Raw genomic sequence first — 24,996 nt, forward strand, 5'->3', positions numbered from 1 at the left:
GTCGTTGCCTGCCGCACCGCCGATGCTGCTCCCGCCATGGTTGCGGGACCAGCCCCCGAGTCATATACCCTTTTCTGATGCCATGACAGAAACCGCCAATCCTTCCACTCCAGAAGTCAACCCCGGGATCAGTGCCCGCACCCGCAAGGCTTTGGCCGAAGCGCGCGAACGCGGCGTCAAGCTGGGGACGGCCGGTGCGTCGAACATCCGCGCCACGGTGGAAAAGCGCAAATCGGCGGCCGATGCCTTTGCCCGGCAGCACGAGGCGCTGTTTGCCCAGTTGCAGGCGCAAGGACTGACCCACCGTGCCATGGCGGTCGAACTCAATGAGCGGGGCATTGCGGCCCCCAGGGGAGGAGCGTGGACCCATGGTCAGGTGCAGCGTATTCTGAACCGTTATGCAGACTGGCAGGCTTCCGGGGCCGCCCGGGCCTGACGCTGTGCCTCGCCGATCGAAGGCTTTGCGGCACATGGCTCATGTGCCATGCCCGGCGACCGCCTGCGGCCTTGTGGCTGCCAGTGCCAGCAAACCCAGCACAATCAGCATCACACCATAGCCATAGGTGGTGGGCACCAGCCCCAGGCTCTGCGTGAGCAGGCCTGCCGCAATGGCGGGCAGGCTGAAGGCCAGATAGCTCAGCACATAGATGGTGGACAGCAGGCCGCCGCGCTCATGCGGCTCGGCCAGCGGCAGCACGCTGCGCAGCGCCCCCTGAAAACCCACGCCGAAGCCTGCACCGGCGATGACGGATGCTGCCACCATCAGTGCCAGGCTGTGACTGGCCACGCCCAGCAGCAGCATCACGATGCCCAGCGGCAGCACCGTGCCGCCAAAGCGCAGCATGCGCTGGGCCGTCCAGTGGCGCAGCAGCCAGATGGCCGCTGCGGCGCTCAGGGTGTTGATGCATACGGCGAGCCCCGCCATCAGCGTGGAGCCGGTGATCACCCGCAGCAGAGTGGGACCCAGCGACAGGTAGAAGCCCGCCAGCGCCCAGGCGGCAACATCCAGCGGTGCCATGCGCAGGAAGGCCGGGCGGATATGCGCGGGAAGGCGGATGCGAGGTCGCATGGCGGCGATGGCTCCGCTGCGGCGGGTGACGGTTTCCGGCATCACGGCAATCGCCCAGGCCGATACGGCAAAGACCAGCAGCAGCCACCAGTAGATCTGGTGCAGCCCGTCATGGCCGTGGCTGGCCAGCTGGTTGGCGCCGAACACGCCGGCGGCCATGCCGATCATGGGAGACAGCGTATTGACCAGGGCGCCGCGTTCGCGGTCCAGATCAAGCAGGGCCGCGCCCAGGGCTGCACTGGCCATGCCGGTGGCAAAGCCCTGCACCACGCGCGACCAGAGCAGGGCTTGCGCGTCCTGTGCGTGGGCAAACATCAGCATGGAGGCCGCCTCCAGTCCCAGGGCGGCAAGAATGACGGGACGCCGGCCCAGGTGATCGGACAGCGCCCCCATGGTCAGCAGGGCGGCCAGAAGACTGAACGCATAGACCGCGAAGATCAGTGTCAGCATGCCGGAAGAAAAGCCCCAGGCCTGCTGGTAGAGCCGGTACAAGGGCGTCGGAGCGCTGGAGGCGGCCAGAAAACTGGCCAGGGTCAGGGCGACAGCGGCCATATGGCGAGTGCGGGTCGCCGCTGGCAGGGATAGAGAGGATGTGGGCATGGAAAAGCAGGCTCCGCTACCATAAAAGCAAAATTTTTGCGTTTGCATATTCTGCGTTGATTTTTCATTAACGCAAATATTTAGCTTTAATGACCATGATTGCAAAAGACCCAGTCCAATCCCGGCCGGGCGGGCGCAGCTCCCGCGTGCAGGCCAGCGTGCATCAGGCGGTGAGGAAACTGCTGGAGCGCATGCCGCGTGAGGAACTGACCTTTCCCCTGATTGCCGCCGAGGCTGGCGTGACGCCCTCCACGCTGTACCGCCGTTGGGGCGACCTGCCGCAGTTGCTGGCCGATGTGGCGCTTGAGCGCATCCGCCCCATCGCCGATCCTGCGGACACGGGCAGCCTGAAAGGCGATCTCCAGGCCTGGACCGAGCAGTACATCGAGGAAATGGGCTCCCCTCTCGGGCGTACCTTGCTGCGCGATACCTTGGTGGCCACCCAGGAAGACCAGGTGACCTGCGCCTGCGTGGACATCATTCGCGACCAACTGGGCATTGTGCTGGGCCGGGCCCGCGCGCGCGGCGAAACGGCCCCCGACGTGGAAGCCATGCTGGATCGGCTGGTAGCCCCCATCGTCTATCGCATTCTTTACGGTCTGCAGCCCGATGTGGCTTTCGGGCGCACGCTGCTCGAACAACTGCTGCCCGAGCAGGTCTGAGGCAGTTGTTCTAGAATCGCGGATCACAGGTGCAAAGGGGCGCCTGCCCGCACAAGAGGCTCTCACCCTTGCTTTCGCCGGCGTGTTCACGCCCGATCTCGATGTTCTGTCAGACCATGGTTGTTCCGAGGGGCCCAGCGCGGGAGGCTCCGATGCAACCTGGAGCACTGTCATGACTTCATCTCTCCCTGCCCAGGCGCGGCGTGCGCTGGCTCGGGACTACAAACAGGCATTTCCTGCCATGGGCATCTATGCGGTGCGCTGCGATGCCGCCGATTTGCTGCATCTGGGTGCCAGCCGCAATGTGGATGCGACCCTCAACCGCCTGCGATTCGAGTTGAGCAATGGCTCCCGGCGCGATGGAGCCCTGGCCCGGGCCTGGGCCCGCCATGGTGCACAGGCGTTCCGTTTCGACGTGGTGGACCGCGTCAAGGAACGCGACGACCCTTTGTTCGACTATGACGCCGAACTTCAGTCCCTGCTGTTGCTGTGGCAGCAAGAGTTGCAAGGGAAGCGTTCATGAGCCGGGAATCCAGGATGGCTTTGGGCACAGGGCCAGCGCTGCCTGCGGGCGGTGCAGACATTGATCCACCGGGACCGGCCATGGGGGCCCGTTTTGCTGCGGAATGCGTGTCGCCGCAAGCCCTGGTCGACGAGATCAAGGTGCGTGCCCGTGTACGCCTCAGTCGTGTGCGGCGTGAGAGTCTTGCTGGTTCGGCTACGTTGCGCGACCACTTGCATCAGGCGGCGCGCGAGGTCGGTTTTGCCGGCTGGGAGCAGGCGCGCCGCGTGCTGGGAGCGCTGGCGGCGCCGGGCGATGACATGGGCAGCTTCTGGCATGTGCCGCGTAGCGGCATTCTTTTGCACATCTGGTTCAGCGAGTATGCACAGGCGCTCAGCGTGCTTGCCCAGCAGGCCGATGGCTTTTTGCTGCCTTATCGGCGCCAGTGCTTCATCGTGCAAGCGCCGTTCATCGAGGCCTTAGGTCTGAATCCGGCCGACCCAGCCTGGGTCGTCACAGGGCGCGATCTGGTCGCCGCCTATGGAACGCCTGCCTGGCGGGTTTTGGCCTGGCAGCGTCTGCATGCGCCTGCCGGAGCCTTCTGATCTAGCTCCGGAGCTTGAAGCGAAAAATGCTGGTCTGAAAGCGCTGAAAACCGGTTTCGTCCGGGTTTTCAGGCCCGGTCTTCAGGAGCGGAGAACTGCGGTGCACGCCATTCCAGGAGCTCGGCCAGACGTTGCACGATCCAGCCTGCCTCGGGCGCCGTGACGACCGAGCCCTCTGTGCACAGACCCGCGTGCATGCCCAGCAGCACCTGCTCTTCGGAGGAATTGCCCGAGTGATAAAGCGTCTGCGCCTGCTCGGTCAGATGGCTTGCCAGGTCTTCGCACAGCTCGTAGCGCGCGACGACTTCGGCAATCGGGGCGGACAGCTTTCCGCTGCGTGTGCGAAACAGCTCGGCAAAGCTGGGCGGCGGCTGGATCTGGCTGGTGTCGTCCATAGGGGCTTGACCTTTAGCTCGGCTCGAACAGGCGCTCGAAGCGTTCGATGTCCACGGCCAGCTCGCAGGTAATGAGCTGGCCCGATTTGTTGTCGCGCTTGCGGTGGGCGGCAAACAGCGTGGCCTTGCCCTTGAAGTTGTAGTCGGGCAGGTGGATCAGCTCGTAGGGATAGGGCACAAAGAGCTGGAACTCGAAAATCATCCGGTGCTCATTGCGCGGAGAGGGGTACAGCGTGTACTCCGGCAGATTGATGGTTTGTGTGGCCATGGCCCAATGCTAATGCGCCGGACATGCCCATGCTGGCCTGCGACAATGCGGGCATGACTGCAGCACGTGTATCCATTCAGACCCAGGACTTTGACCTCTCGGCCGAGATCGCCGCTCTGCGCGCGGGCGATGCGCGCGTGGGGGCGGTCTGCAGCTTTGTCGGCACGGTGCGCGATCGCAATGAGGGCGATACCGTGGCCAGCATGGAGCTCGAGCATTACCCCGGCATGACCGAGAAGTCGATCGAGGCCATCATCGACAAGGCCGTGGCGCGCTTTGGCATCCATGGCGCGCGGGTGATTCACCGCATCGGCCTGCTGCAGCCCATGGACCAGATCGTGCTGGTGGCCGTGACCAGCGCCCACCGCGGCAAATCGTTCGAGGCCTGCGAATACATCATGGACTATCTGAAGTCCGAAGCGCCATTCTGGAAAAAGGAGCAGACCGCTCAGGGGGCACGCTGGGTGGATGCGCGTGTCAGCGACGAACAGGCGCTGGCACGCTGGCAATAAGGCCGCAGGGGCCTGAGTCCGGTCCTGTTCCCGAGCCCCGTCGCCCCCGGCCTGTGGGACTCCCGCCGTGCCCCAGCAGCGCACGACTTTGGAGTCTCGAGGGAGGCCAGGCTGTCCGATCTGATAAATGAAGCGTCCGCCGCGACGGTTTTCGGCCTTTTCATGCCGGCGAATTTTGAAGGGCCCTCGCCATGGTGCGTATTGTGGGCTTGTGCCTACATGGATTCGGGCGGTGAAGCGCCATGCTAGGGTCGGGCTTCGGACGCGGTGGATCTTCTGATCAATGTCAAATCTCGGACCGGTTGACGTCTTTTGCGCCGCGTTATTGCCCTTTCGGTCTTGAAATTCACCACCTGGCTACCAGATAAACCAGCAATGAATCTGATTGGAGCGAAAGCGACAAACCATGCGAATTGACAAACTGACGACCAAATTCCAAGAAGCCTTGGCCGACGCGCAGTCCCTCGCGCTCGGTGCTGATCAATCCACCATCGACCCTCTGCACCTGCTGGTGGCCATGCTGCGCCAGGACGACGGCCCGCGTGCACTGCTGCAGCGTGCCGGCGGCAATGTGCAACAACTCAAGAACCTGGCCGAACAGGCCATGGCTGATCTGCCGCGCGTGCAGCAGCAAGGCGATGTGCAGGTCGGCTCCGAGCTGGCCCGCCTGTTGCAGGCCTCGGAGAAAGAAGCCCTCAAGCGTGGTGACCAGTTCATCGCCAGCGAGCTGTTTCTGCTGGCGCTGGCCGATGCCGCAGGCTCGGCCACGCGTGCCGGTGCCTTGCTCAAGCAAAGCGGCGTGAGCAAGTCGAGCCTGGAAGCCGCCATCAATGCCGTGCGAGGAGGTCAGAACGTGGACAGTGCCGAAGCCGAAGGCCAGCGCGAAGCGCTCAAGAAATATACGCTGGACCTGACCGAGCGCGCCCGCAGCGGCAAGCTCGATCCGGTGATCGGCCGCGACGATGAAATTCGCCGTGCCATCCAGGTGCTGCAGCGTCGCAGCAAGAACAACCCCGTGCTCATCGGCGAGCCCGGCGTGGGCAAGACCGCCATTGTCGAAGGTCTGGCCCAGCGCATCGTGGCCGGCGAGGTGCCCGAGAGCCTGCAGAACAAGCGCGTGCTGTCGCTGGACATGGCGGGCCTGCTGGCCGGTGCCAAGTACCGCGGCGACTTCGAGGAGCGCCTCAAGTCCGTGCTCAAGGAAATCGCTCAGGACGAAGGCCGCATCATTCTTTTCATCGACGAGATTCACACCATGGTGGGTGCCGGCAAGGCCGATGGCGCCATGGATGCCGGCAATATGCTCAAGCCTGCGCTGGCGCGCGGCGAGCTGCATTGCGTGGGGGCGACCACGCTCGATGAATACCGTAAATACATCGAGAAGGATGCAGCGCTGGAGCGCCGTTTCCAGAAGGTCATCGTGGACGAGCCTTCGGTGGAAGATACGATTGCCATCCTGCGCGGCTTGCAGGTCAAGTACGAGGCGCATCACAACGTCGATATCACCGACCCCGCCATCGTTGCCGCTGCGGAGCTGAGCCACCGCTACATCACCGACCGCTTCCTGCCTGACAAGGCCATCGACCTGATCGACGAGGCAGCGGCCAAGATCAAGATCGAAATGGACTCCAAGCCCGAGGTGATGGACAAGCTCGAGCGCCGCATGATCCAGCTCAAGATCGAGCGCGAGGCCATGAAGCGAGAAAAGGACGAGGCTTCGCAAAAGCGTCTGCAGCTGATCGAGGAGGAGCTGGAGAGCCTGGAGCGCGAGTACGCCGACCTCGAGGAAATCTGGAAGGCCGAGAAAGCCAGCGCGCTGGGCTCGGAGCAGATCCGCAAGGAAGTGGATCAGCTGCGCATCCAGATCGAGGAGTTCAAGCGCAAGGGGGACTTCAACAAGGTGGCCGAGCTGCAGTACGGCAAGCTGCCCGCACTCGAAAAGCAGCTGCATGAAGCCCAGGCCAAGGAAGAAGGCCAGGATGGCGCGACGGCCAACAAGCTGTTGCGTACCCAGGTCGGAGCCGAAGAGATTGCCGAGGTGGTGAGCCGTGCCACGGGCATACCCGTGGCCAAGATGATGCAGGGCGAAAAAGACAAGCTGCTGCACATGGAAGACAAGCTGCACGAGCGTGTGGTGGGCCAGGAGGAAGCGATCTCGGCAGTGGCCAATGCCATCCGCCGCTCGCGCTCCGGTCTGTCAGATCCCAACCGACCCACCGGCTCCTTCCTGTTCCTGGGCCCCACGGGCGTGGGCAAGACCGAGCTGTGCAAGGCGCTGGCAGGGTTCCTGTTCGATAGCGAGGACCATCTGGTGCGCATTGACATGAGTGAGTTCATGGAAAAGCACTCTGTGGCACGCTTGATCGGTGCGCCTCCCGGTTATGTGGGTTACGAAGAGGGCGGCTACCTGACGGAAGCCGTGCGCCGCAAGCCCTATAGCGTGCTGCTGCTGGACGAGGTGGAAAAAGCCCACCCCGATGTCTTCAATGTGTTGCTGCAGGTTCTGGACGATGGTCGATTGACCGACGGCCAGGGGCGCACGGTGGACTTCAAGAACACCGTGATCGTGATGACCAGCAATATCGGCTCTCATCTGATTCAGGCTATGGTCGGCGAGGATCCGGATGATGTGAAGGAAGCGGTCTGGGGGGAACTTAAAAACCATTTCCGACCCGAATTCCTGAACCGCATCGATGAAACCGTGGTCTTCCATGCACTGGATGCCAAGAACATCGAGGCGATTGCCAGGATTCAGCTGAAGTTGCTGGAGAGCCGTCTGCTGAAGATGGAGCTGAGCATGCAGGTGTCCGAGCAAGCACTGGCCGAGCTGGCCAAGGTCGGCTTCGACCCCGTGTTCGGTGCCCGTCCCCTCAAGCGGGCCATCCAGCAGCGTATTGAAAACCCGCTGTCCAAGCTGTTACTCGAGGGAAAGTTCCCGCCCAAGAGTACGATAGCCGTGACAGTCGACCCGGTGAACGATCCCGGGGTGTTCCGGTTCGAGTCCGCAGGCGAAGCCTGAGGGCTTGAACCCCAGAAAGAGGTATTGCTTTGAACGATTTCGCCGCCACTGCAACCCGTTGGGCCGTCCGCATCATGCTGATGCTGTTAGGCCTGGTGTTCTTCCTGTGCCTGATGGCCGTGGCCTGCCTCATCGCCCTGGCCTGGGGTGTGCGTGCCCTGTGGGCAAGGCTCACCGGCCAGCCCGTGGTGCCCATGAGCATGGGAGCCATGAGCCCTTTTGCCGGTTGGCAGACGGTGTACCGCTCGGGGGCCGAGTGGATGGCGCAATCGTCGGGCAATGCCGACGCCAGAAAGGATGGCCGCGAAACGCGCGGGCGTCGGGGTGTGCTGCCCGGCGCAGGCGACGTCACCGACGTGCAGCCGCGCGAGGTGCACGAGTCGTGATGACAAGCCCTTGCACAGGCTTCATACTTTGGAGCCTGTGAGGCAGCAAAGGGCCGCAGGCTGGTTTCGCGGTCAACACACAAGAGCCTGTGCAGTTGCATCAGGCTCTTTTTTTACGCTGTGTTTACGCAGTCTCGCGGTATGGTCGGGATTGTGATCTTGGGATTTTCAGACAGGCATGAACTACATGGACTTGCACCGCATTTTTGACTTGCAGTACCAAGCCAGCCGCACGCAGGTCGATGTACCTTTGCTGGTGCGGCGGGAGAGGCTGCTGCGTCTGCAGAAGCTGCTGGACGAGAACGCTCCGGCCTTGTGCGCGGCGGTGGAGCAGGACTTTGGCGTGCGCTCCGGGCGCTGGACCGAGATGCTGGATCTGATGCTGGTGCGCAATATGCTCAGGCACACGCTCAAGCACCTGCCCAGATGGAGCAAGCGCCAGCGCGTTCGCACGCCGCTGATGCTGCAGCCCGGCAAGGCCTGGGTGGAGCGCCAGCCCCTGGGCGTGGTGGGCATCATCTCGCCCTGGAACTATCCGCTGCAGCTATCGCTGGCACCGGCCATCACGGCGCTGGCGGCGGGCAACCGCGTGATGCTCAAGCCCAGCGAGCTGACACCGCATACCTCGGCAAAAATGGCAGAGCTGGTCGCCCAGTTCTTCGCTCCGGAAGAATTCTGCGTGATCGAGGGCGATGTGGCCGTGGCCACGCAGTTCTCGGGTCTGCAGTTCGACCATCTGCTGTTCACCGGCTCCACAGCCGTGGGGCGGCGTGTGGCGCAGGCGGCAGCCGTGCATCTGACGCCCACCACGCTGGAGCTCGGGGGCAAGTCGCCCTGCATCATTGCGCAGGACTGCGATATGCAGGCCGCGGCGCTCAAGGTGGCCTATGGCAAGCTGGTCAATGCCGGTCAGACCTGCATCGCTCCCGACTACGTGCTGCTGCCGCGCGGCAAGGAGCAGGAGTTTGCCGAGGCCTACCAGGCGGCAGTGCGACAGCTGTATCCGCGCATCTCGGGCAATCCGGACTACACGGCCATCATCAGCAAGCGCCATCTGGCACGGCTCAAGCAGATGCTGCGCCAGGCGCAGAGCCTGGGAGCGCAGGTGCACTGGATGCATGAGGCCGCAGCCCCGGCGGCCGAGGGCGACACCACGGCCTGGGGCGAGGCAGTGGAGCGCCAGTTCGCTCCGGCACTGGTGTTCGGTGCCACGGGCGATATGCAGCTGATGCAGGAGGAGATCTTCGGCCCCATCCTGCCCGTGATCTCGTACGAGCATATCGAGGACGTGATCAATGCCATCAACGCCAGCCCGCGACCGCTGGCGCTGTACTGGTTCGGCAATGACGAGGCCGAGCGCGATGCGGTGCTGATGCGTACCGTCAGCGGAGGCGTCTGCGTGAACGACACCTTGCTGCATGTGGCGCATGAGAACCTGCCGTTCGGCGGTGTCGGCGACAGTGGCTGGGGCGCCTATCACGCAGAGCAGGGATTCCTGCGCTTTGTGCACCAGAAGGCGGTTTTCGTGCAGTCGCGCTGGGCGGCGACCTTCCTGCTGTACCCGCCGTTCGGGGAGAAATTCGACCGGATGATGGCGTTCATGCGGCGCTGGCTCTGAAGTCGCTTGCCCGCGGTATGGGGGCCGGGCACTCCGATGGCGTCGCGGGCGTGTGCCATTTTGTCATCAAATGTGACGCAAACCATTGATGGTTGCGGGCTTGCTGCTCTGCTTAGTGGAGCGCATAGCACATAGACTGCGGCATAGCAAGAAATTGCGAACAGCCGCAGTTGAGCAAATGGCTAACCACTGCGCCGCGTGCCAAAACTCTGAATCTGTAGACAATTACGCCCTTCTATTCTTACATGTTTCCGTCCCGGTTTTTCCATGTCTAGTATCCAGGTCCGTCCCGCTACTCTTCGCGATGCAAAAGCGATTGCCCAGATCCATACTGCTTCCGCACTGGAGGCTTATCGAGGTCTGGTTCCCGATGATCAACTGAAGGCCATGTCCTCCGTTGAAAAGCGCCAGGCTTACTGGCGCGAAGCTATTGAATACTGCGAGCCGCAGGTCCAGGTTGCCATCGACGGCGACAAGATCGTCGGCTTCGTCGGCTTTGACCGCTCCCGTGACGAAAAATCCCGTCAGACCACCGGCGAGATCTGGGCCATCTATGCCGCCCCTTCCCACTGGAACCAAGGCGTTGGCGTGGCCCTGTGGGACGCTGCCCGTGATGGTTTGCTGGAAGAAGGCTGCACCAATGTGACCGCCTGGATTCCGCTGCGCAACGAGCGCGCCCTGCGTTTCCATGAAATGGCTGGTTTCAAGCGTGAAATGTCCACCGCCAAGACGGCTGTGATCGGCAGCATCAAGATCGAAGAAGTGCGTGTCAAGCGCCCTCTGAACGGCTGATCGCAGCGGTTCCCCCTCACTGAAAGACAGGCCGTGACGTCTCCTCATAGCAAGCTCGCGGCCTCCGTCTGCGCTCCCGCATCTGCTTTCGACCTGCTGCAATGGCAGGAGCAGGCCCTGGTCCATGAAGCCTTGTGGCGCACCGAAAGCAGCTTGCCCAAGCCCCGTCGCGTCGAAGTCGTCGACGACACCATGCCTGCGGATACGGCGTTTCGCCATATCAGCGAAGGTGCGTCGTTGCTGTGGCGCGGTGACTTCCAGAATGCGCGTCAGCTGTTGCTGGCGCTGGGCCGGCGGCTCGACAAGAAGTCCCGGCGCAAGAGCCCGGCAAGCGCAAAAAGCCCTGCGGCTGCAGGCTTTCCCCAGGCGTTTCATCTGTACCGCCAGTCCCAGGCCCAGCGTGCTCGCATGCTGGCCAGCATTCTGATCGAGCTGGATATGCAATGGCATTGCGCCTTGCGTCGCGCTCCTGACTGGAGCCTGGCCTGTTCCGAAGCCTGGGGTGCGGTTCCGGCCAAAGCGCAAGCGCAGACCGTGCTGGTTCCGCTGCGAGATCTGCTAGGGGTGGTCGGCGCCCATGAATGGCGCAAGAAGGGAGTGGAGATTCCCGCGCTGGATGGTGGCCGTATCCATGCGCACTACGGCGTTTTCTCGCCCGTGCGCGGAGAGTATCTCGATCTGGTGGCGCGTGCTGACATTCCCGCTGCCGCTCTGCAACAGGCCTGGGACATCGGTGTCGGCACGGGTGTTCTCTCTGCATTGCTGCTCAAGCGCGGCGTGAAGTCGGTGGTTGCCACCGACACCAGCGAGCGTGCGCTGGCCTGCGCCGCCGAGAATCTGCAGCGTCTGGGTCATGCGTCACGGGTGGAACTGCAGCGCACCGATCTGTTCGTGCAGGGAAAGGCCGGCCTGATCGTCTGCAACCCGCCCTGGCTGCCCGGCAAGGCAGCCTCGCTGCTGGATCAGGCCATTTATGACGAAGACAGCCGCATGCTGCGTGGCTTTCTGCAAGGCCTGGCAGCGCACCTTCTGCCAGGCGGCGAAGGCTGGCTCATCCTCTCCGACCTGGCCGAGCATCTGAAGCTGCGCACCCGTGACGAGCTGCTGGGCTGGATTGAATCAGGTGGCCTCAAGGTGTTGGGGCGAGAGGATGTCCGCCCGCATCACGGGAAGGTGCAGGACCGCGAAGACCCCTTGCACGCTGCGCGCGCTGCCGAAGTGACTTCGCTCTGGCGTCTTGCTGCGGCGGGCTGACCACTGGCTACCGGAGCGTCGGCTGCCATCAAGCTAGGTCGTCGCTCCCTGCAGTTCCTGGCGTGGCATGTCGGCTGCTTCGCCGTCTGCCAGCAGGGCCGCCAGCCGCTCGCGCAGCGACCGGGCGCGTTCCTCGCCCGCATATTCCTGGACTGCAGCCAACAGGCTGATGCCTGCGCTGCGCAAACTGTCCAGATCTCTGGCTTCGCGTAGCTGGCTGCGCAGCGTCTGGGCCAATGCCTCGTGACGGTTGGCAAACAGGCGTTCGCACAGATCGAACAGATACATGCGGGTTCCCGCCATATTGATGGCCGGCCCTGTGGCAGAGGCGTGCTCGGCGGGCACCTGGGCCGGTGCGGCCGGGCTTTCGCCGAGGGCGGCGAGAGACGCAGCTGGATGGTGGGCTGCACCGCGTTCCCTGGGGGCGGTGGGTGACGGCACCAGCTGGAGATACCCCTGCTCCACCAGTTGCCCGGCCAGTGCGGCATGATCGCTACCCAGCATGGCGGCAAGTTCCTCCATGCGCTTGCCGCCGGCCAGCAGCAGCAGGGAGCGCGCGCGCTGTGGTAGCTGTCGCGATCCGGGCTGGAGTTCCTGCTGGGCCTTGGCGGTTTTCTGCAAAATCATGGCTGGTTCTGTCTGGTGCATTGCAAGTGCGGATGCGCTATTGCATGGGCTGACGATGACACTGGTGTGAATCTGCGCCATTTCGCAGTGGATCGGCCAGTCATTGCTGTTCAAGCCTGCCAATTGCTTCTGAATTAACCGCTGCTGGCGTTTCTGGATGAGCGCTACAGGTCAATCTGGTGTGAATCTGAGATGAGATTGCTGCTTGCGCCCATGGAGGGGCTGCTGGATTTTGTGCTGCGCGACGTGCTGACCCGGGTGGGCGGTGCGGATCGCTGCGTGTCCGAATTCATCCGCATCAGCGGCTCGCTGCTGCCGGACAAGGTCTACCTGCGCACCATGCCCGAGCTGCGAAACGGAAGCCGGACGCTGGCCGGCGTGCCGGTGCGGGCGCAGCTTCTGGGCTCCGACCCCGTCAGCATGGCCGAGAATGCGGCCAATCTGTCGCGCCTCGGGCCCGAAGGCATCGATCTGAACTTCGGCTGTCCGGCCAAGGTGGTCAATCGCCATGGTGGAGGAGCATCGCTGCTGCAGGACCCCATGCAGATTGCCCGCGTGGTCGAAGCCGTGCGCAAGGCGGTTCCGTCGCAGCTGCCCGTATCGGCCAAGATGCGGCTGGGATTCAACGACCGGGCGCTGATGACCGAGTGCGCCCAGGCCATGGAAAGCGGCGGCGCCTGTGAAATCGTGGTCCACGCACGCACCAAGCTGGATGGCTATCGTCCGCCGGCCTACTGGGAAGAGATTCCACGCATCCGCGAGGCGGTGGGCGTGAATGTGGTGGCCAATGGCGAGATCTGGACGGTGGAGGAGGCCTTGCGCTGCCGCGAAGTCTCGGGTTGCGAAGACCTGATGTTGGGACGCGGCATCGTGGCCGACCCGGGCCTGGCACTGGCCGTGCGCCGCGCCGTGGAGCAGGGCATTGGCACGACGGCTGCGGGCATTGACTGGCTGGCGCTGGTGCCCCAGGTGCAGCGCTTCTGGCACATGGTCTGCGAGGATCTGGAGCCGCGCCAGCGTGCAGGCCGGCTCAAGCAGTGGCTCAATCTCATGCGCAGGCGCTTCCCCGAGGCCGAGCTGGCTTATCAGGAAGTGCGCACCCAGACCGATCAACGCGCCATCAGCGACTGGGTGCAGGCCTTGCCGCTGCGCGATCTGCAGCAGGAGTGGGCCTGGCCGCAGTCCGTGTCTAAAGCAGACTGTCCGGAGCCAGCGGCCCTAGCAGCTGCAGCATGAGGCGCAGGCCCAGGCTGGCATCGGGCTCCGAGCTCGAGTCGCCGAGTCCGCTGCCCTGAGGCGCGCGCCAGACCAATTGTCCCCTGGGGTCCAGATCCACCCGCCAGCTGTTTTCGGGCAGGCTTTCATTGATGCTGTCGCCAGCCAGCTGGCTGAAGCGGCGGCTGGCGATCAGCACGGCGATTTCGGTGTTCTGCCGCTGTGAGCGCATGTCCAGATTCATGGAGCCCACGGCGACCAGGCGACCGTCGATGACCAGCAGCTTGGTGTGAAGCATGGCCCGCGACGCTCCTGCGCTGCCGCCGCTGGAGCCCGTGCCGCCTGCGCGCAATGCGGAGCGCACATTGGCTGCCTCGCTGCGCATTTCATGCAGTTCGATGCCCATCTCCAGCAGCGCCTTGCGGTGGCGCGCATAGCCGGCATGGGCCAGCGGTGCATCGTTGGACGCCAGTGAATTGGTCAGCACACGGATGCGTACCCCTTTGCTGCGTGCGGCGCGAAAGGCATCCATGATCTCCGGCCCCGGCACGAAGTAGGGCGAGACCACGAGCAGGTCCTGCTTGGCGGAGCGTATCAGGGCCAGCAGACCGTCGACCACCGACTCGGCATTCAGCGCCGGTGTGGCGGAAGGGGGCGGGCTGTAGGCATCGTCGGCATCGAGCACGGCGGCGGCCAAAGGTGGCTCGCCAGCAGCCCGCTCGGTACCTTCGACGGGAATCTTGGCCGGGCTGTCTGCCAGCACCATGGCCTGCGCCCAGATCCATGGGATCTGGTTCAGATTCAGGGGGCTGTCCTCGGGGGCGGTGACGCCCGGCGCAGTTTCTTCCTGGCTGCTGGCGTCTTCCTGATCAAATTGCGTTTTGAGCTTGAGCAGGTCTGGCTCGCTGATCAGCGACTGCACCGGGTAGGCGCGCACATTGTTCCAGTAGCGGTCAAAGCTGCGCGACAGCTCCTTGACAACGGGGCCGCCGGTCAGAACATCGAGATCGACAAAATTGCCGACATCGGAGGCATCGAAGTAGGCATCGCCCAGATTGCGGCCGCCAATCACGGCCAGGGTGTTGTCGGCCACGAACAGCTTGTTGTGCATACGTTGCTGCGCCCGCTGAAAGTCGGTGAGCAGCGTCCATGCCCGGCCGATGCTGGAGGCGCGGGAGCCTGCCAGCGGGTTGAACATGCGCATTTCCACATTGGGCACAAAAGCAAGGCGCATGACCTGCGCATCGGGCCCCGTGCTGTGGAAGTCGTCCAGCAACACCCGCACGCGCACGCCGCGCCGGGCCGCCTGCACGACGGCGCGCAGCAACTGCCCGGTACTTTGGTCGGCATGAATGGCGTAGTACTGCAGATCCAGCGTTTTCTGGGCGTTCTGTACCAGTGCCATACGGCTGCTGAAAGCATGTCTGGGCCCGGAGATCAAGGCAAAAGCCGAGGCATCCGGCTTGGCCTTGGCAGGACGGGCCTGGGCGATGAGCAGGCCGAGGTCCGTGCTTTGGGGCTGGCTCAAGGCCGTGCTGACGGGGCGCTCCACCTCCTTGGGTAGCGATGCAGCGCAGCCCGTGAGCAGCATCGCCGCGAGAGTGCAGCAAAGCACTGCTGCCGGATGCCTGGAGCGCCGCAGCTGCTTCAGCTGAAACGATATGGAATGAAAAGCCGTCATTGCAGCTTTGTAACCCACTCTGACTGATTTCACATGTCGGACACAGACTGCGCTAGAAATGCTCTCGTCCCTGGACTCTGGCAACAATGCGCAGATCAGGCCCCAGGCGGGCGACATCGCGGAACTCCAGCGGCAGGCGCTGATCCAGGCGGTCGAGCGGGCCGAAGTTGGCAATGCCCATGGCTCCTGTGCCTAGCAGCTTGGGAGCTTGGTAGAGCAGAAGCTCGTCGACCAGACCTTCGCGAACCAGCGAGCCGTTGAGTTTGAAGCCGGCTTCCACATGCAGTTCATTCGTGCCACGTGCGGCAAGATCGCGCAGCATGGCCGCCAGATCCACCTTGCCTGCCGCATTCGGCAAAGCGACGACCGTAGCGCCTAGCGCCTGCAATTCTTCAATCCTGGAACGATCTGTACTGCAGGTGTATATGAAACAACCACCAGGTGCTTTCAGAACATGAGCATCCAGGGGTATGTCCAGCTTGCTGTCCACCACGGCGATGCGCGGTTGGCGCGGTGTGTCAAGGTCACGCACGTTCAGGCGCGGGTTGTCCTCCAGTACCGTGCCTATGCCCGTCAGAATCGTGCAGGCACGGGCGCGCCAGGCATGTCCGTCGGTGCGCGCTGCGGCCGATGTAATCCACTGGCTCTGGCCGTTGTGCAGTGCGGTGACGCCATCCAGCGAACTGGCTGCCTTCAAGCGCACCCAGGGCGTGCCGCGCACCATGCGGCTGAAAAAACCGAGATTGAGCTCGCGCGACTCGGTCGCGCCTGGGCCGATTTCCACGGCCACGCCCGCCGCGCGCAAGCGTTCGAAGCCCTGGCCTGCGACTTGCGGATTGGGGTCCGTCAGGGCACCCACCACCCTTCCGATGCCGGCGCCGATCAGGGCGTCGCAGCAGGGGCCGGTACGCCCGTGATGAGAGCAGGGCTCCAGCGTCACATAGGCTGTGGCCCCGCGCACGTCGTTGCCTTGCGAAGCCGCATCGCGCAACGCCATTACTTCGGCATGCGCGCCGCCGGCCTGCTGGGTAAAGCCCCGACCGATGACGCGGTTCGACGCATCGACAATCACGCAGCCTACGCGCGGGTTGGGAGAGGAAAGAAAAAGCGCCTGGGCAGCCAGCTCAAGCGCTTTGTTCATGAAATGGGCAGAATTGGTCATCTTGCCCCGGATGGTAATGCAGAGGTGCCTTGCTTACTTGCCCCAGCAGTCGGGGTCGTAGCCAGATTGATCCGATGTCTTGCCATTGGCTCCGCGCAAGCCGGTGTTGGACAGGGTATAGGTTCCGCATTTGTCACCGGCCTGTGGGCCGGGATTTTTAGGCGTGGCCGTCAAGGTAAATGCTGCATTGGTATTGCCTGCGGCAAGGCCGATGGTGTAGCGTTTGCTGGCGTCGGTAGACCACGTGAGATTGGCCGGCAGGGCAGTGGGATAGACGCCTGTGGCAGTGGCACCTCGCTCCAGCCAAAGCTGTGCCTGCAGCAAGCCGGCGCGAGCGTCGGCCCTGTGACCGCGGCGTACATATTCGGTATAGCTGGGATAGGCAATGGCGCTGAGAATGCCGATGACTGCCACCACGATCATCAGCTCGATCAAGGTGAATCCCCGGTTCTTGTTTTTCATGGATCGTTTTCCTCTTTTGTAGGAGTTGGTTCTTACTTCAACTGACGCCAGCTGGGGCGTAGCGACTGTTCTGGCAGGCGGGCGAGCAATTCTTTGTTGTTCTTGGTATCGATGTCCGAGACCTTGTTCTTTTGGGTGATCAGGGTGTGGGACCCCTTGGAGACCCTGACACGAGAAACAAAGAGATCGCTGGCGTTGTAGAGGCCGTCACCGTTCATGTCCACGATCTGTACCGAGGGGCGTTTGCCATCCATGATGTTTATCAGAGTGCGGTACTGACGCTCTTCGTCAACCGAGGTGGATTCGCAGCTTTCCACATTGACATCCACATTCGAGCCCTTGGCGGGAACTTGCGAGTACACGGCGAGCAGGTTGCTGCCGTCATAAAACTCCATGGGCTTGAGCAAGCGCTCTCCGACGGCTGGCAGATCCATAAACCATCCATTGAAGTTGGCCCAGGTGTCCTTGTTCAATTCGTTGCTCGAATCCTTGGCTGCCACAGTGGCGAAATCCCCATTGCCGATCTCGCTGATCTTCTGTTCTGCCAGCTTTGCGTTGACGGTACCTTCACCGAGTGCCTTGGGGGAGGGGATGCAGCCATTGGTGGGGAGTGTGCAACTGCTGTCGCCGGGATTGACCTGAAGCCGCTTTCCAATGGGCGTGTCGACGATGCTGTAGCGTGTGTTGTCAAGCACCGAGTACAAGGTCTGTACCTGCACGTTGTTCGGGTCGTCTTGCGTCACGTTTCGCCCAGTGCCGAAAGCAACCATCAAGCCGCCGACAGAGATTCTCTTGGCGTTGCTGCCGCTGCCCACGATCATTGCGCGGTCATTGGCACGTACGGTAGGTACGGCCGTGATGGGCTGAGGGTTTGGGCGTGTGGTTGCGTTCAGGGCCGTGGGGCCCTTGGCGGTAAACAAAGGCTGTCCTCCAAAGGCAACCGTCCAGTTGTCCTGGTTGGCACTGGTCAGGTCGAACTTCCACATATTGCCCAGATTGTCTCCAGCGTAGGCGACGTCGGGGAGGCCATCGCCGTTGATGTCCAGCAGGCGCGGCGCTGAAAGGCCGTTATCGGCCGCCTTACCGGTGCCTGCCGCCTCTGCCGTCACAGGGATGCGCTTGAGTTCCATGGCACCGTCCAGGTACTGGATCAGCAGCACGGGTCGTTGGTTGGTACTGTTGTAGCCATTGCCCATGACCGCGGCCCAGCGGTTGTTGTTCATGCGCGTGATTTGTGTGGTGCGCATCAGATTGTTTTCGTCCAGCACGGGACGTGCCGTGATGTGGCCTATATCCTTGTCTTCTTCAAGCGCAACGCTGCACGCCGTCTTTTGGGCGCTACTCATTCCTGTCTGGTTGCAGTTGGGAGTTGCTTCCGTGGAGCCCCGAGTGCGGTCCAGCCTGACCAACTGTTGCGCGTTGCTTTCAGCAAAGTTCGCAGGGTTGGTGACATCCAGCACAAAGTAGCCTTTGCCGCCTGCGCCCAGGGTTCCCACCAGCAAGGTGCGCCAATCAGGGGAGTAGCTGGAACCGGCCGGGTCGCCTGTACCCAGGTCCACGTCACCTGTCATGGGGGAGCCGTCCACGAAGTACCTGTGGGTGTTGTTGAAGGCTGGCGCAGTCAGCAGGTTCAATGTGGGAATGACGCCACGTGGCACATAGGCGATTTTTTCGCTGCCGTCGGCGGCGGAAAAGCCGTGCAGCATGCCGTCGTTACCACCGGCATAAATCATGGCCGTGCGAGAGACGTTGTTTCGCGTGAAGGCTGCATATCCGTTGAGCGGATAGTTGCTGGCGGGTGCTCCCGTGTACCAAATCACGGAGTTGATGATGTCGCCCTGGCGGCTTTTGCGTTCACGAAACGGCTTGGTCGTGGTGTATCCGGAAGAGTCCGATCCCTCCAGGGTGCGGTCGCCGCGGATGTAGTTAAGCTTGTTCTGGCCGTTGGTCGCGATGGTCACGCCGGCGGCGTTGGTATTGAGCCCCAGCAGCGCATTCTGGGCGGCGCTCAGATAGCTGCTGCCATTGTCGTTCCAGCGGAATGCAACCCCTCCTTTGTAATTGTTGGTGTTCCATTGGTCGCTCCAGCTCAGTACCAAACGGTTATCCAGATTGGTAAGAGCATCGAGTTTGTCTGCCGTGTTTTTGCCGCCCCAGCCAGGGGTCGGCACCACGGTGGTGCCGTCGGCTTGAACAGTCTCTGCGGTGATGAACCCCTTCCAGGCATTCAGAGGCTCGTAGGCTCCCGTGAATTTGCCCACGTCAATGCGTGTGTTGTTGGCACCGCTGGTCGCGGTTGATGTGAGATCGGGCTCAGTCTGGGTGCCGATCTGGCCGATGATTTCGCGGAAAGCCTTTTCCAGGTCCTGTCCCGTCATGACCGCATAGAAGCGACCACGGCCGTTGAGTGCGGCGTGCCAGAGGTCCAGCGCCCGGACGTTTTCACCGGTGCTCATGTCAGGCCACTTTTGGTTGCCGGTCGCAAGATTGAGAAAACTGTTGTCGTAGCCGAATGGCACCTGCTGGCTGGGGGCGATGATTTTGCTGGCGCCTGGCCAGGTGGTCGCATCGGTGCTGATGCCGATGGTGTAGGTCACCATATGCGGCCAGGTGGCAGGGTTGTAACGCGGGTTCCAGTACCGGTCAAAGGTGACATCCTTGCCTGCACTGTCCTTTCCGAAAGTCTCCGTGGCGGGTGCCTTGCGATAGTCGGCATTAGGCTGTGGAGCGCCTGTCAGCCCGGAGGGCTGAAGTGGCTTGGACCAGCTGTAGAAGGCCCAGTCGGCGAGAGTGTTGGAATAACTGTCGCTATAGAGCTGGTTGCTGGGGCGGGTCGCTGGGCTATTGCTGCCATAGACCGTGCCGTCGGGAAGGGTGATGCCCTGGGTGTTGTCGTCCTGGGAGCCGCCGGAAATTGTCCCATTCCAACGTCCGTCGGTGAACATGATGTGGTAGTTGCGTCGGCATCCCAGGTAGGTTCCGCTGGTGGTGCCCGGCACTGATGCCCAGGGGCCGTTGACGCTGAGTCCGCGTCGCATGTAGGAGTCTGCCTGACTGAACATTCGATGGGTGGGTGTTCCATTGCCAGGAGAGAGCTTGCTCACAAAGCTGAGAAAGTCGGAGCGATGGGTGCCTTGCAGCACCTGCATCGAGTTCACGCCGTTGGTGCTGCTGTCCACGCTGTTGGCCCCGCCGTTGACGGTGGTGCGTCCATCGATATATCCGGTACCGACCCCCGGTGACTTGCCGTTGTTCCACATGGCCTGCCACGCCAGACGAATTTTCTTGTCGGGCAGCAGGCTTGTGTCATTGAAAACCTGTGTCAGCGCATACTTCAGGACGTTGATGCGCTTGGCTCGGGTGTCCCAGACACCGCTGGCATCCGGCGCAGTGATGGTCGAAAGGCCTGTGGAGGTGTTGTTGATCTGCCAGTCCATGCTGCCCGAATCGTCGATCGAGACGATGACATTGGGTGCCACATAGGGCTCCTTGGTGCCGGGCGGTCCCTGCGTCAGGTCCAGTGCCCAACTCGGCTGGGGCAGTATTGCGGCGCCGACTGCCAGTGCCAACAGGGTTTTGCGGAAACGGGGGGGAGTGTTGCAACGCATGGCGAGCTCCTCTTGGGTTTTTGATTTCTGTTCGTTCAGTGCAGCTTGCTGCAACGCTCTGTCTGCAAGGCTTGCAGCTCTTTTCCTCTGCGCGCGGTGCGCCTGATGCTGCTCCTAGTCCTTGAGCTTTTGCTGGGCATAGGTCTGCTGCAGAACCACTATCGAGTTGCGGCGGCCGTAGGCCAGAGCCGTGATCCGGTACACCACACTGGGTGTCAAATTGAGTGGTAGCAGATTGCTGGAGCCGCCCGTAATGAGTGCCGAGGTTTTGGTGCTGTCGCTGTAAGGCAGGACTTCTATCCAGTACCAGCCGCCTTTGTTGGGGGCCGTCTCTGACAGGATCGGGTTGGTGGGCTTGCTGCCTGTGCCGGCGGTGGCCCCGGTGTATTGCCCGTAGCGTGCTCCGACGTTTGCCTTGGTCATGTTGTCCAGCGTCACGGAGTCATTCCAGAAGTCTTGCTTGTCTGCGCGTTTGGCGCAGAGGCCATGGTCACACATGGTTGCAATCATCTCCGGGGTTCGTGCTGCTGTTGGTGTCTGGTCCGTGAGCATGGACAGCAACGGGCCCACGTCCTTGGTTTCCAGGGGGATCTTCGCGTTGGTGGTGGTGCGACATACGTCGCCGCTGCCGCTGCAAACGCTGCCGTCAGAGTTTTCTCCGCGGATATCCAGTTCCGCATCCTGCATCAAAGCCTGCGCTGCTTCAAAGGTGCGCTGGTAGTCGGCATCGTTGCCCACGACCATTTCATTGAACAGCGACGTGCGAGAAGCCCATAGCGCCAGCAGCATGGACAGCATGACAAAGACGATGACGACGAACAGGGCAACGCCTTGCTGGGTCTTTCTGGTGTAGGTAAATGGCATGCGTTGCATGTCTGTTTCTCGGTCAGGGTTAAAGCACCGTGCCGATCAGGCCCTGGCTGCGGAGTTGAAAGACGTTGCGAAAGGCAATGTGCATGCGACGAGCGCGAGTGCCCGTCAGGCTTGTCATATCCACGGCTCCATTGCAGCCTGTGTAGCTGCTTCCGGCGGGCATATCGATCACTTCGTCGCCGTGTAAAACCAGGCAGACTTCAACGGCCTGCACCTTGCCCCAGTTGTCGGCACCAACGCTGGTGGCTGATAGGTACTGGATCTTGGTGTTGCCTGGTGCCGAGTTGTCCTGCAGCAGATAGCGAACCTGGAAGTCGGCAACGTTTTGCACGATGGGCTGGGCTGTTGCGCCATTGCCGGCACATTGCAGCCTGCCATTGCTGAACGTGAAGACGCTCTCCAGACGTTGGTCGGTGCTGGTGTCGGTCGGGCCGCCAAGGCAATTGCGCACCATCGATTGCGCAGTAGCGCTGTTGAAAACCGCCTCGGTGTAACGGCGGTAACCCACGGTCAGGCCCGTGCTGGTTCCTGACAGAGTGTCGCTGGCCGGAGTGAAGCTGTTGCCTGATCCTGAGGCTGCAGCCGAAGCTTCGAAAGCTACCGGCATCGATGCCGCGATGGCACTGCTTTGTCCTGCGGCATAGTCGAGGTTCAGATAGATGGAGCCGGCCTGGCGCAATTGTTGGCCGATGACTCGCATGGCATAGGCTGCTTGCTGTTGGATCGCGGTGGCGTCACTGACTGTGCCCGATATGCTGCGCGAGGCCATGAGCGCTCCCATGGCAACGGCCACCACCATCAAGCCAATGGCAATTCCGACCATGAGTTCGAGCAATGTGACGCCTTGTTGTGAATGCCGATAGGTCGGCTTGATGCTTTGATGGGTGCTGCTGGTGACCATGATCAAGCTCCCGGACAGAAGAACTGGGTGGTGCCTCCACCGAGATATGGAGCGCAGCGTGCCGCGACTGCGATGTATTGCAGGTGGCAGACACGGTTGCTGGGGCAGGTCTGGTCAGATCCCGCGCTGAGTGTTCCGGTGCTGTCGCGGTTCTTGGTGGCATCGATGTTGTCCTTGTAGAAGGCTTTGTCGGTTGCGCTGGCAATATTTTTTTCGTTTTCGCGCCAGCTGATCATCACTCCCAGCTGGCGACGGTTGGCGTCCACGCTCTCGCCTGAGGCAAGGAAGATGTTGGCCTGCCCCAGGGGGAGCGTGTTGCTGACACTTTGCTTCCAGATGCCAAGGTCGTAGGCGGTCAGTTGGGTGTGGGTGCAGGCCTGGGTCTGGCAATCACCTGCGACCGGCTGGTTGTTGAAGGAAGAGGCGTAGGCCTGCAGGTCGGCCAGCGCATTCGGGTTGACTTTCATGCGCTCGCTGAGATCCTCGATCAGCCGAATGGCCTGTGCCCGGCGCACTGTGGTCTGGGTATCGGTCAGGGTTCGCATCTGCACCCCCAGGATGCCCAGGATGCCGAGGGCGGAGATGACAATGGCGACCAGGGACTCGATGAGGGTAATGCCGCGTTGGCGGGATAGAGATTTGGCTTTCATGGAGTGCATGGGATTTCTTCTGAGGGAATGACGCGGATGCGCCCGCCGGAGCTCATGCAAAGGCCTAGGGCGGCTGGATTCAGCGTGGATTGGTTGACGGGCACAAGACTGAAGCCTGGCCACTTGCCATCAATCAGACCCCAACGGTTGAACTTGATGCTGGCTGCTCCGCTGGTTCGGGTGATCTGTACAGTGGCGGGCGCGTCAAAGCGCTGCAAAACAATCTCGTTCGCTGCGCAGATGCCATTGCCGTTGCTATCCAGGCAGACAAACCAGCCGCAGTCCCAGTCGCTGCTGTTTTGAGCAGTGATGCAATTGCCGGTTCTGTTGGGGAGTTTTTGCACAGTGATGTTTCCGCCCCGCTTGATGGCTTCCGAGCGCGCGAAGTACAGCGTCGATTTGAGTTCATCGGTCACCTGCCTGATGCGCCAGCGCTCTATCAATGGCTTGAAGCTTGGTGCCGCGAGGGCGGCAAGCACGCCCAGGATGGCCAGGGTGAGCAGTAGTTCGATACTGGTCATTCCATGGCTGCTGATTCTCATCAGGTAGTGATGAGGCGGAAAGTAAGTCGCGCCATACATGCCTGTACCTCCTCAATAAACAGTAAGAAATCAAACCATGCGAGGGGCGGGTGGTGTCTAGGTGCAGGGATCGCTTCCGATATCGAGTCGTTTGATGCGGCCGCTGGCCAGGACGCATAGCTTGGTGGTGTTGGTGCTGCTGGAGCTGGAGGGGTAGATCAGAAAATCGAAGCTGGTATTGCTGCCAAGGGTGATTTGTCCCCAGCGGTCTATGCTGATGGGGGTGCTGGTATCAATTCCCCGGCCCTGTCCGTCTCTGAGCTGTATGTGAGTGCGGGAGGGCGCGGATGCCCTTTGCAGATTGGTGGTCGTGGGGGTGCCCGGGGTGGTGCCGGGAGTGGTGAAAAGTACCTGCCAGCCGCAATCCCACAATGCCGGGCTGGCGCTGATGTCACTGCAGCCACTGTCGCCGAGAGTACGGACGATGGTGATGTTTCCTCCACGCTTGATGGCTTCTGCGCGTGCGAGGTACAGGGTGGATTGCAGCTCCTCTGTAATCTGGCGCATGCGCCAACGCTCGATGAGCGGCGTGAAGCTGGGAACGGCCAGAGCCGCCAGGATGGCGAGGATGGTCACGGTCACCATCAGTTCGACGGCGGTGAATCCTCCTTGGGTGTCGTTGTTCCAGACGGTCTTCGGATGGCGCGGGCGTAGCATTCTCCGATGCTAGGCCAGGTAGGAGTGTGCGAGGGGATCGTTCCGGATGAATGGCGGCTGACTGGAGATGAGTGGTGCCGCTTGCCCGTCTTGGCGCGACTAGAGGCGTCGGCCTCTGGGAGGAGGTCGGGTGTATCCCGCACAGGCTCCGGAGTTGGGCCTGCCCTGGCATTCCCGATACAGTCGTCTGTCGCGTTCGGCGGTGGTTTCCTCCGAGCTGCTGCGGCTGTTCTGAATCTTGATCTTGTTGCCATGCTTTTTGGCGGCCTTGTGGCCGCGTTCGCCCCCTGCACTGGCCGCGAGTGCGGGCAGATGGGCAAGCGCAACTGTCGCCAGTGCTGCGGTGCAGAGATGGGCAAGCAGGTGGCGTCGGTGCAGTCGGATCATGGCGCGTTCCGGGTCGGAGGTGATGACGCATTGTCAGTGCCAGACACTGGCGTCGGCAAGCGGGTTTGCCTGCCTGAATCTGAGGCTGGCCATGCTGCAGCATGGGGAATAAATCAGCTCTTGATATAATTGCCTGGTTTTGCATGGTGCAAGACGCACGCTGAGGCCTTTCCAGTCTTGGCGCAAGTAACCAAGGTCCTCCCCGCCGAGGGCCAAATCCCAAGGAAAACAAAATGATCGCTGCCGATAAGAAGGCTGAAGTTGTCAAGGCCAATGCCCGTTCCGAAAACGACACTGGTAGCCCCGAAGTGCAAGTGGCTCTGCTGACAGCTCGCATCAACGAACTGACTCCCCACTTCAAGGCTAACGCCAAGGACCACCACGGTCGCCGCGGTCTGCTGCGCATGGTGAGCCGCCGCCGCAAGCTGCTGGACTACCTGAAGTCCAAGGACGCTGACCGCTACACCGCACTGATCGCCAAGCTGGGCCTGCGCAAGTAAGCACTGTGAA

The 24,996-nt window shown here is 62.1% G+C and carries 26 protein-coding genes; 12 read left to right on the forward strand and 14 right to left on the reverse strand.

The genetic code is table 11. The features are described 5' to 3' along the window. Nucleotides 1-82 precede the first annotated feature (82 nt). On the forward strand, nt 83-436 hold the full coding sequence (locus tag E2583_RS13590) for a recombinase family protein (protein ID WP_291596545.1): 354 nt from the start codon (nt 83-85) through the stop codon (nt 434-436). A 39-nt stretch (nt 437-475) separates the two neighbouring features. Here the strand turns inward: E2583_RS13590 and E2583_RS13595 are convergent, their stop codons facing one another. Continuing rightward, a complete protein-coding gene (locus tag E2583_RS13595) occupies nt 476-1,669 on the reverse strand; it encodes an MFS transporter (protein ID WP_291596546.1) in 1,194 nt (397 codons plus the stop codon). A 95-nt stretch (nt 1,670-1,764) separates the two neighbouring features. On the opposite strand from E2583_RS13595, the gene E2583_RS13600 reads away from it, so the two are divergent. The 3 genes from E2583_RS13600 (at nt 1,765) to E2583_RS13610 (ending at nt 3,438) form a co-directional block, all read left to right on the forward strand. Further along, complete coding sequence (locus E2583_RS13600) at nt 1,765-2,331, forward strand: TetR/AcrR family transcriptional regulator (RefSeq protein WP_291596547.1); 567 nt, start codon at nt 1,765-1,767, stop codon at nt 2,329-2,331. A gap of 172 nt (nt 2,332-2,503) precedes the next feature. Next, entirely contained in the window at nt 2,504-2,854 is a 351-nt protein-coding gene (locus tag E2583_RS13605; RefSeq protein WP_291596548.1) for a GIY-YIG nuclease family protein, read from the forward strand. Next, nucleotides 2,851-3,438 (forward strand): hypothetical protein, encoded by a 588-nt coding sequence (locus tag E2583_RS13610; RefSeq protein WP_291596549.1) that lies wholly within the window; start codon nt 2,851-2,853, stop codon nt 3,436-3,438. The genes E2583_RS13605 and E2583_RS13610 overlap by 4 nt, the downstream gene beginning before the upstream one ends. A gap of 68 nt (nt 3,439-3,506) precedes the next feature. Here the strand turns inward: E2583_RS13610 and E2583_RS13615 are convergent, their stop codons facing one another. Next, on the reverse strand, nt 3,507-3,833 hold the full coding sequence (locus E2583_RS13615) for a hypothetical protein (protein ID WP_291596550.1): 327 nt from the start codon (nt 3,831-3,833) through the stop codon (nt 3,507-3,509). A gap of 13 nt (nt 3,834-3,846) precedes the next feature. Further along, nucleotides 3,847-4,101 carry a hypothetical protein gene (locus E2583_RS13620; RefSeq protein ID WP_003057869.1) on the reverse strand — a complete coding sequence of 85 codons (255 nt, stop codon included), beginning with the start codon at nt 4,099-4,101 and terminating at the stop codon, nt 3,847-3,849. A gap of 53 nt (nt 4,102-4,154) precedes the next feature. On the opposite strand from E2583_RS13620, the gene moaE reads away from it, so the two are divergent. The 6 genes from moaE to E2583_RS13650 all read left to right on the forward strand — a co-directional run bounded on the left by moaE (nt 4,155) and on the right by E2583_RS13650 (nt 11,682). Further along, nucleotides 4,155-4,613 (forward strand): molybdopterin synthase catalytic subunit MoaE, encoded by a 459-nt coding sequence (gene moaE, locus E2583_RS13625; protein WP_291596590.1) that lies wholly within the window; start codon nt 4,155-4,157, stop codon nt 4,611-4,613. Nucleotides 4,614-5,019: 406 nt separating this feature from the next. Then, the gene (clpB, locus tag E2583_RS13630; RefSeq protein ID WP_291596551.1) at nt 5,020-7,632 is read left to right on the forward strand and encodes an ATP-dependent chaperone ClpB; all 2,613 of its coding nucleotides are present in this window, start codon (nt 5,020-5,022) and stop codon (nt 7,630-7,632) included. 29 nt (nt 7,633-7,661) lie between these two features. Further along, nucleotides 7,662-8,018, forward strand: a complete 357-nt coding sequence (locus tag E2583_RS13635) for a hypothetical protein (protein ID WP_291596553.1) — start codon at nt 7,662-7,664, stop codon at nt 8,016-8,018. 178 nt (nt 8,019-8,196) lie between these two features. Then, nucleotides 8,197-9,636, forward strand: coding sequence for a coniferyl aldehyde dehydrogenase (locus tag E2583_RS13640; protein WP_291596554.1), 1,440 nt, complete (start codon nt 8,197-8,199; stop codon nt 9,634-9,636). Between the two features lie 267 nt (nt 9,637-9,903). Continuing rightward, nucleotides 9,904-10,428: a GNAT family N-acetyltransferase gene (locus tag E2583_RS13645; RefSeq protein ID WP_034348967.1), complete on the forward strand. Its 525-nt coding sequence runs from the start codon at nt 9,904-9,906 to the stop codon at nt 10,426-10,428. 33 nt (nt 10,429-10,461) lie between these two features. Next, complete coding sequence (locus E2583_RS13650; protein WP_291596555.1) at nt 10,462-11,682, forward strand: class I SAM-dependent methyltransferase; 1,221 nt, start codon at nt 10,462-10,464, stop codon at nt 11,680-11,682. A 33-nt stretch (nt 11,683-11,715) separates the two neighbouring features. Here E2583_RS13650 and E2583_RS13655 read toward each other — a convergent pair whose 3' ends face one another. Then, on the reverse strand, nt 11,716-12,309 hold the full coding sequence (locus E2583_RS13655; protein WP_291596556.1) for a hypothetical protein: 594 nt from the start codon (nt 12,307-12,309) through the stop codon (nt 11,716-11,718). 192 nt (nt 12,310-12,501) lie between these two features. Here E2583_RS13655 and E2583_RS13660 point away from each other — a divergent pair, with 192 nt between their 5' ends. Then, entirely contained in the window at nt 12,502-13,545 is a 1,044-nt protein-coding gene (locus E2583_RS13660) for a tRNA-dihydrouridine synthase (protein ID WP_291596557.1), read from the forward strand. Here E2583_RS13660 and E2583_RS13665 read toward each other — a convergent pair. The 10 genes from E2583_RS13665 to E2583_RS13710 all read right to left on the reverse strand — a co-directional run bounded on the left by E2583_RS13665 (nt 13,499) and on the right by E2583_RS13710 (nt 24,486). Continuing rightward, nucleotides 13,499-15,205 carry a phosphatidylserine/phosphatidylglycerophosphate/cardiolipin synthase family protein gene (locus tag E2583_RS13665; protein WP_291596558.1) on the reverse strand — a complete coding sequence of 569 codons (1,707 nt, stop codon included), beginning with the start codon at nt 15,203-15,205 and terminating at the stop codon, nt 13,499-13,501. The two genes, E2583_RS13660 and E2583_RS13665, sit on opposite strands and share 47 nt — an antisense overlap. Nucleotides 15,206-15,257: 52 nt before the next feature. Beyond that, nucleotides 15,258-16,367 carry a bifunctional diaminohydroxyphosphoribosylaminopyrimidine deaminase/5-amino-6-(5-phosphoribosylamino)uracil reductase RibD gene (gene ribD, locus E2583_RS13670; RefSeq protein ID WP_291596559.1) on the reverse strand — a complete coding sequence of 370 codons (1,110 nt, stop codon included), beginning with the start codon at nt 16,365-16,367 and terminating at the stop codon, nt 15,258-15,260. Nucleotides 16,368-16,400: 33 nt separating this feature from the next. Beyond that, a complete protein-coding gene (locus E2583_RS13675) occupies nt 16,401-16,829 on the reverse strand; it encodes a type IV pilin protein (protein WP_291596560.1) in 429 nt (142 codons plus the stop codon). Nucleotides 16,830-16,861: 32 nt separating this feature from the next. Further along, a complete protein-coding gene (locus E2583_RS13680; protein WP_291596561.1) occupies nt 16,862-20,437 on the reverse strand; it encodes a PilC/PilY family type IV pilus protein in 3,576 nt (1,191 codons plus the stop codon). A gap of 114 nt (nt 20,438-20,551) precedes the next feature. Next, nucleotides 20,552-21,310 (reverse strand): pilus assembly protein, encoded by a 759-nt coding sequence (locus tag E2583_RS13685; protein WP_291596562.1) that lies wholly within the window; start codon nt 21,308-21,310, stop codon nt 20,552-20,554. Nucleotides 21,311-21,329: 19 nt separating this feature from the next. Beyond that, nucleotides 21,330-22,211, reverse strand: a complete 882-nt coding sequence (locus E2583_RS13690) for a PilW family protein (protein WP_291596563.1) — start codon at nt 22,209-22,211, stop codon at nt 21,330-21,332. Nucleotides 22,212-22,213: 2 nt separating this feature from the next. After that, nucleotides 22,214-22,870: a type IV pilus modification protein PilV gene (gene pilV / locus E2583_RS13695; protein ID WP_291596564.1), complete on the reverse strand. Its 657-nt coding sequence runs from the start codon at nt 22,868-22,870 to the stop codon at nt 22,214-22,216. After that, on the reverse strand, nt 22,858-23,382 hold the full coding sequence (locus tag E2583_RS13700; RefSeq protein ID WP_291596565.1) for a GspH/FimT family pseudopilin: 525 nt from the start codon (nt 23,380-23,382) through the stop codon (nt 22,858-22,860). Before E2583_RS13700 ends, pilV begins: the two co-directional genes overlap by 13 nt. A 117-nt stretch (nt 23,383-23,499) precedes the next feature. Continuing rightward, nucleotides 23,500-24,099: a GspH/FimT family pseudopilin gene (locus tag E2583_RS13705; protein WP_291596566.1), complete on the reverse strand. Its 600-nt coding sequence runs from the start codon at nt 24,097-24,099 to the stop codon at nt 23,500-23,502. A gap of 99 nt (nt 24,100-24,198) precedes the next feature. Next, nucleotides 24,199-24,486 (reverse strand): hypothetical protein, encoded by a 288-nt coding sequence (locus E2583_RS13710; protein ID WP_291596567.1) that lies wholly within the window; start codon nt 24,484-24,486, stop codon nt 24,199-24,201. Nucleotides 24,487-24,719: 233 nt separating this feature from the next. On the opposite strand from E2583_RS13710, the gene rpsO reads away from it, so the two are divergent. After that, nucleotides 24,720-24,986, forward strand: a complete 267-nt coding sequence (gene rpsO, locus E2583_RS13715) for a 30S ribosomal protein S15 (protein WP_003057844.1) — start codon at nt 24,720-24,722, stop codon at nt 24,984-24,986. The last annotated feature ends 10 nt before the right edge of the window (nt 24,987-24,996 follow it).

Source organism: Comamonas sp. (genome assembly GCF_009360615.1).
Taxonomy (GTDB): Bacteria; Pseudomonadota; Gammaproteobacteria; order Burkholderiales; family Burkholderiaceae_C; genus Comamonas.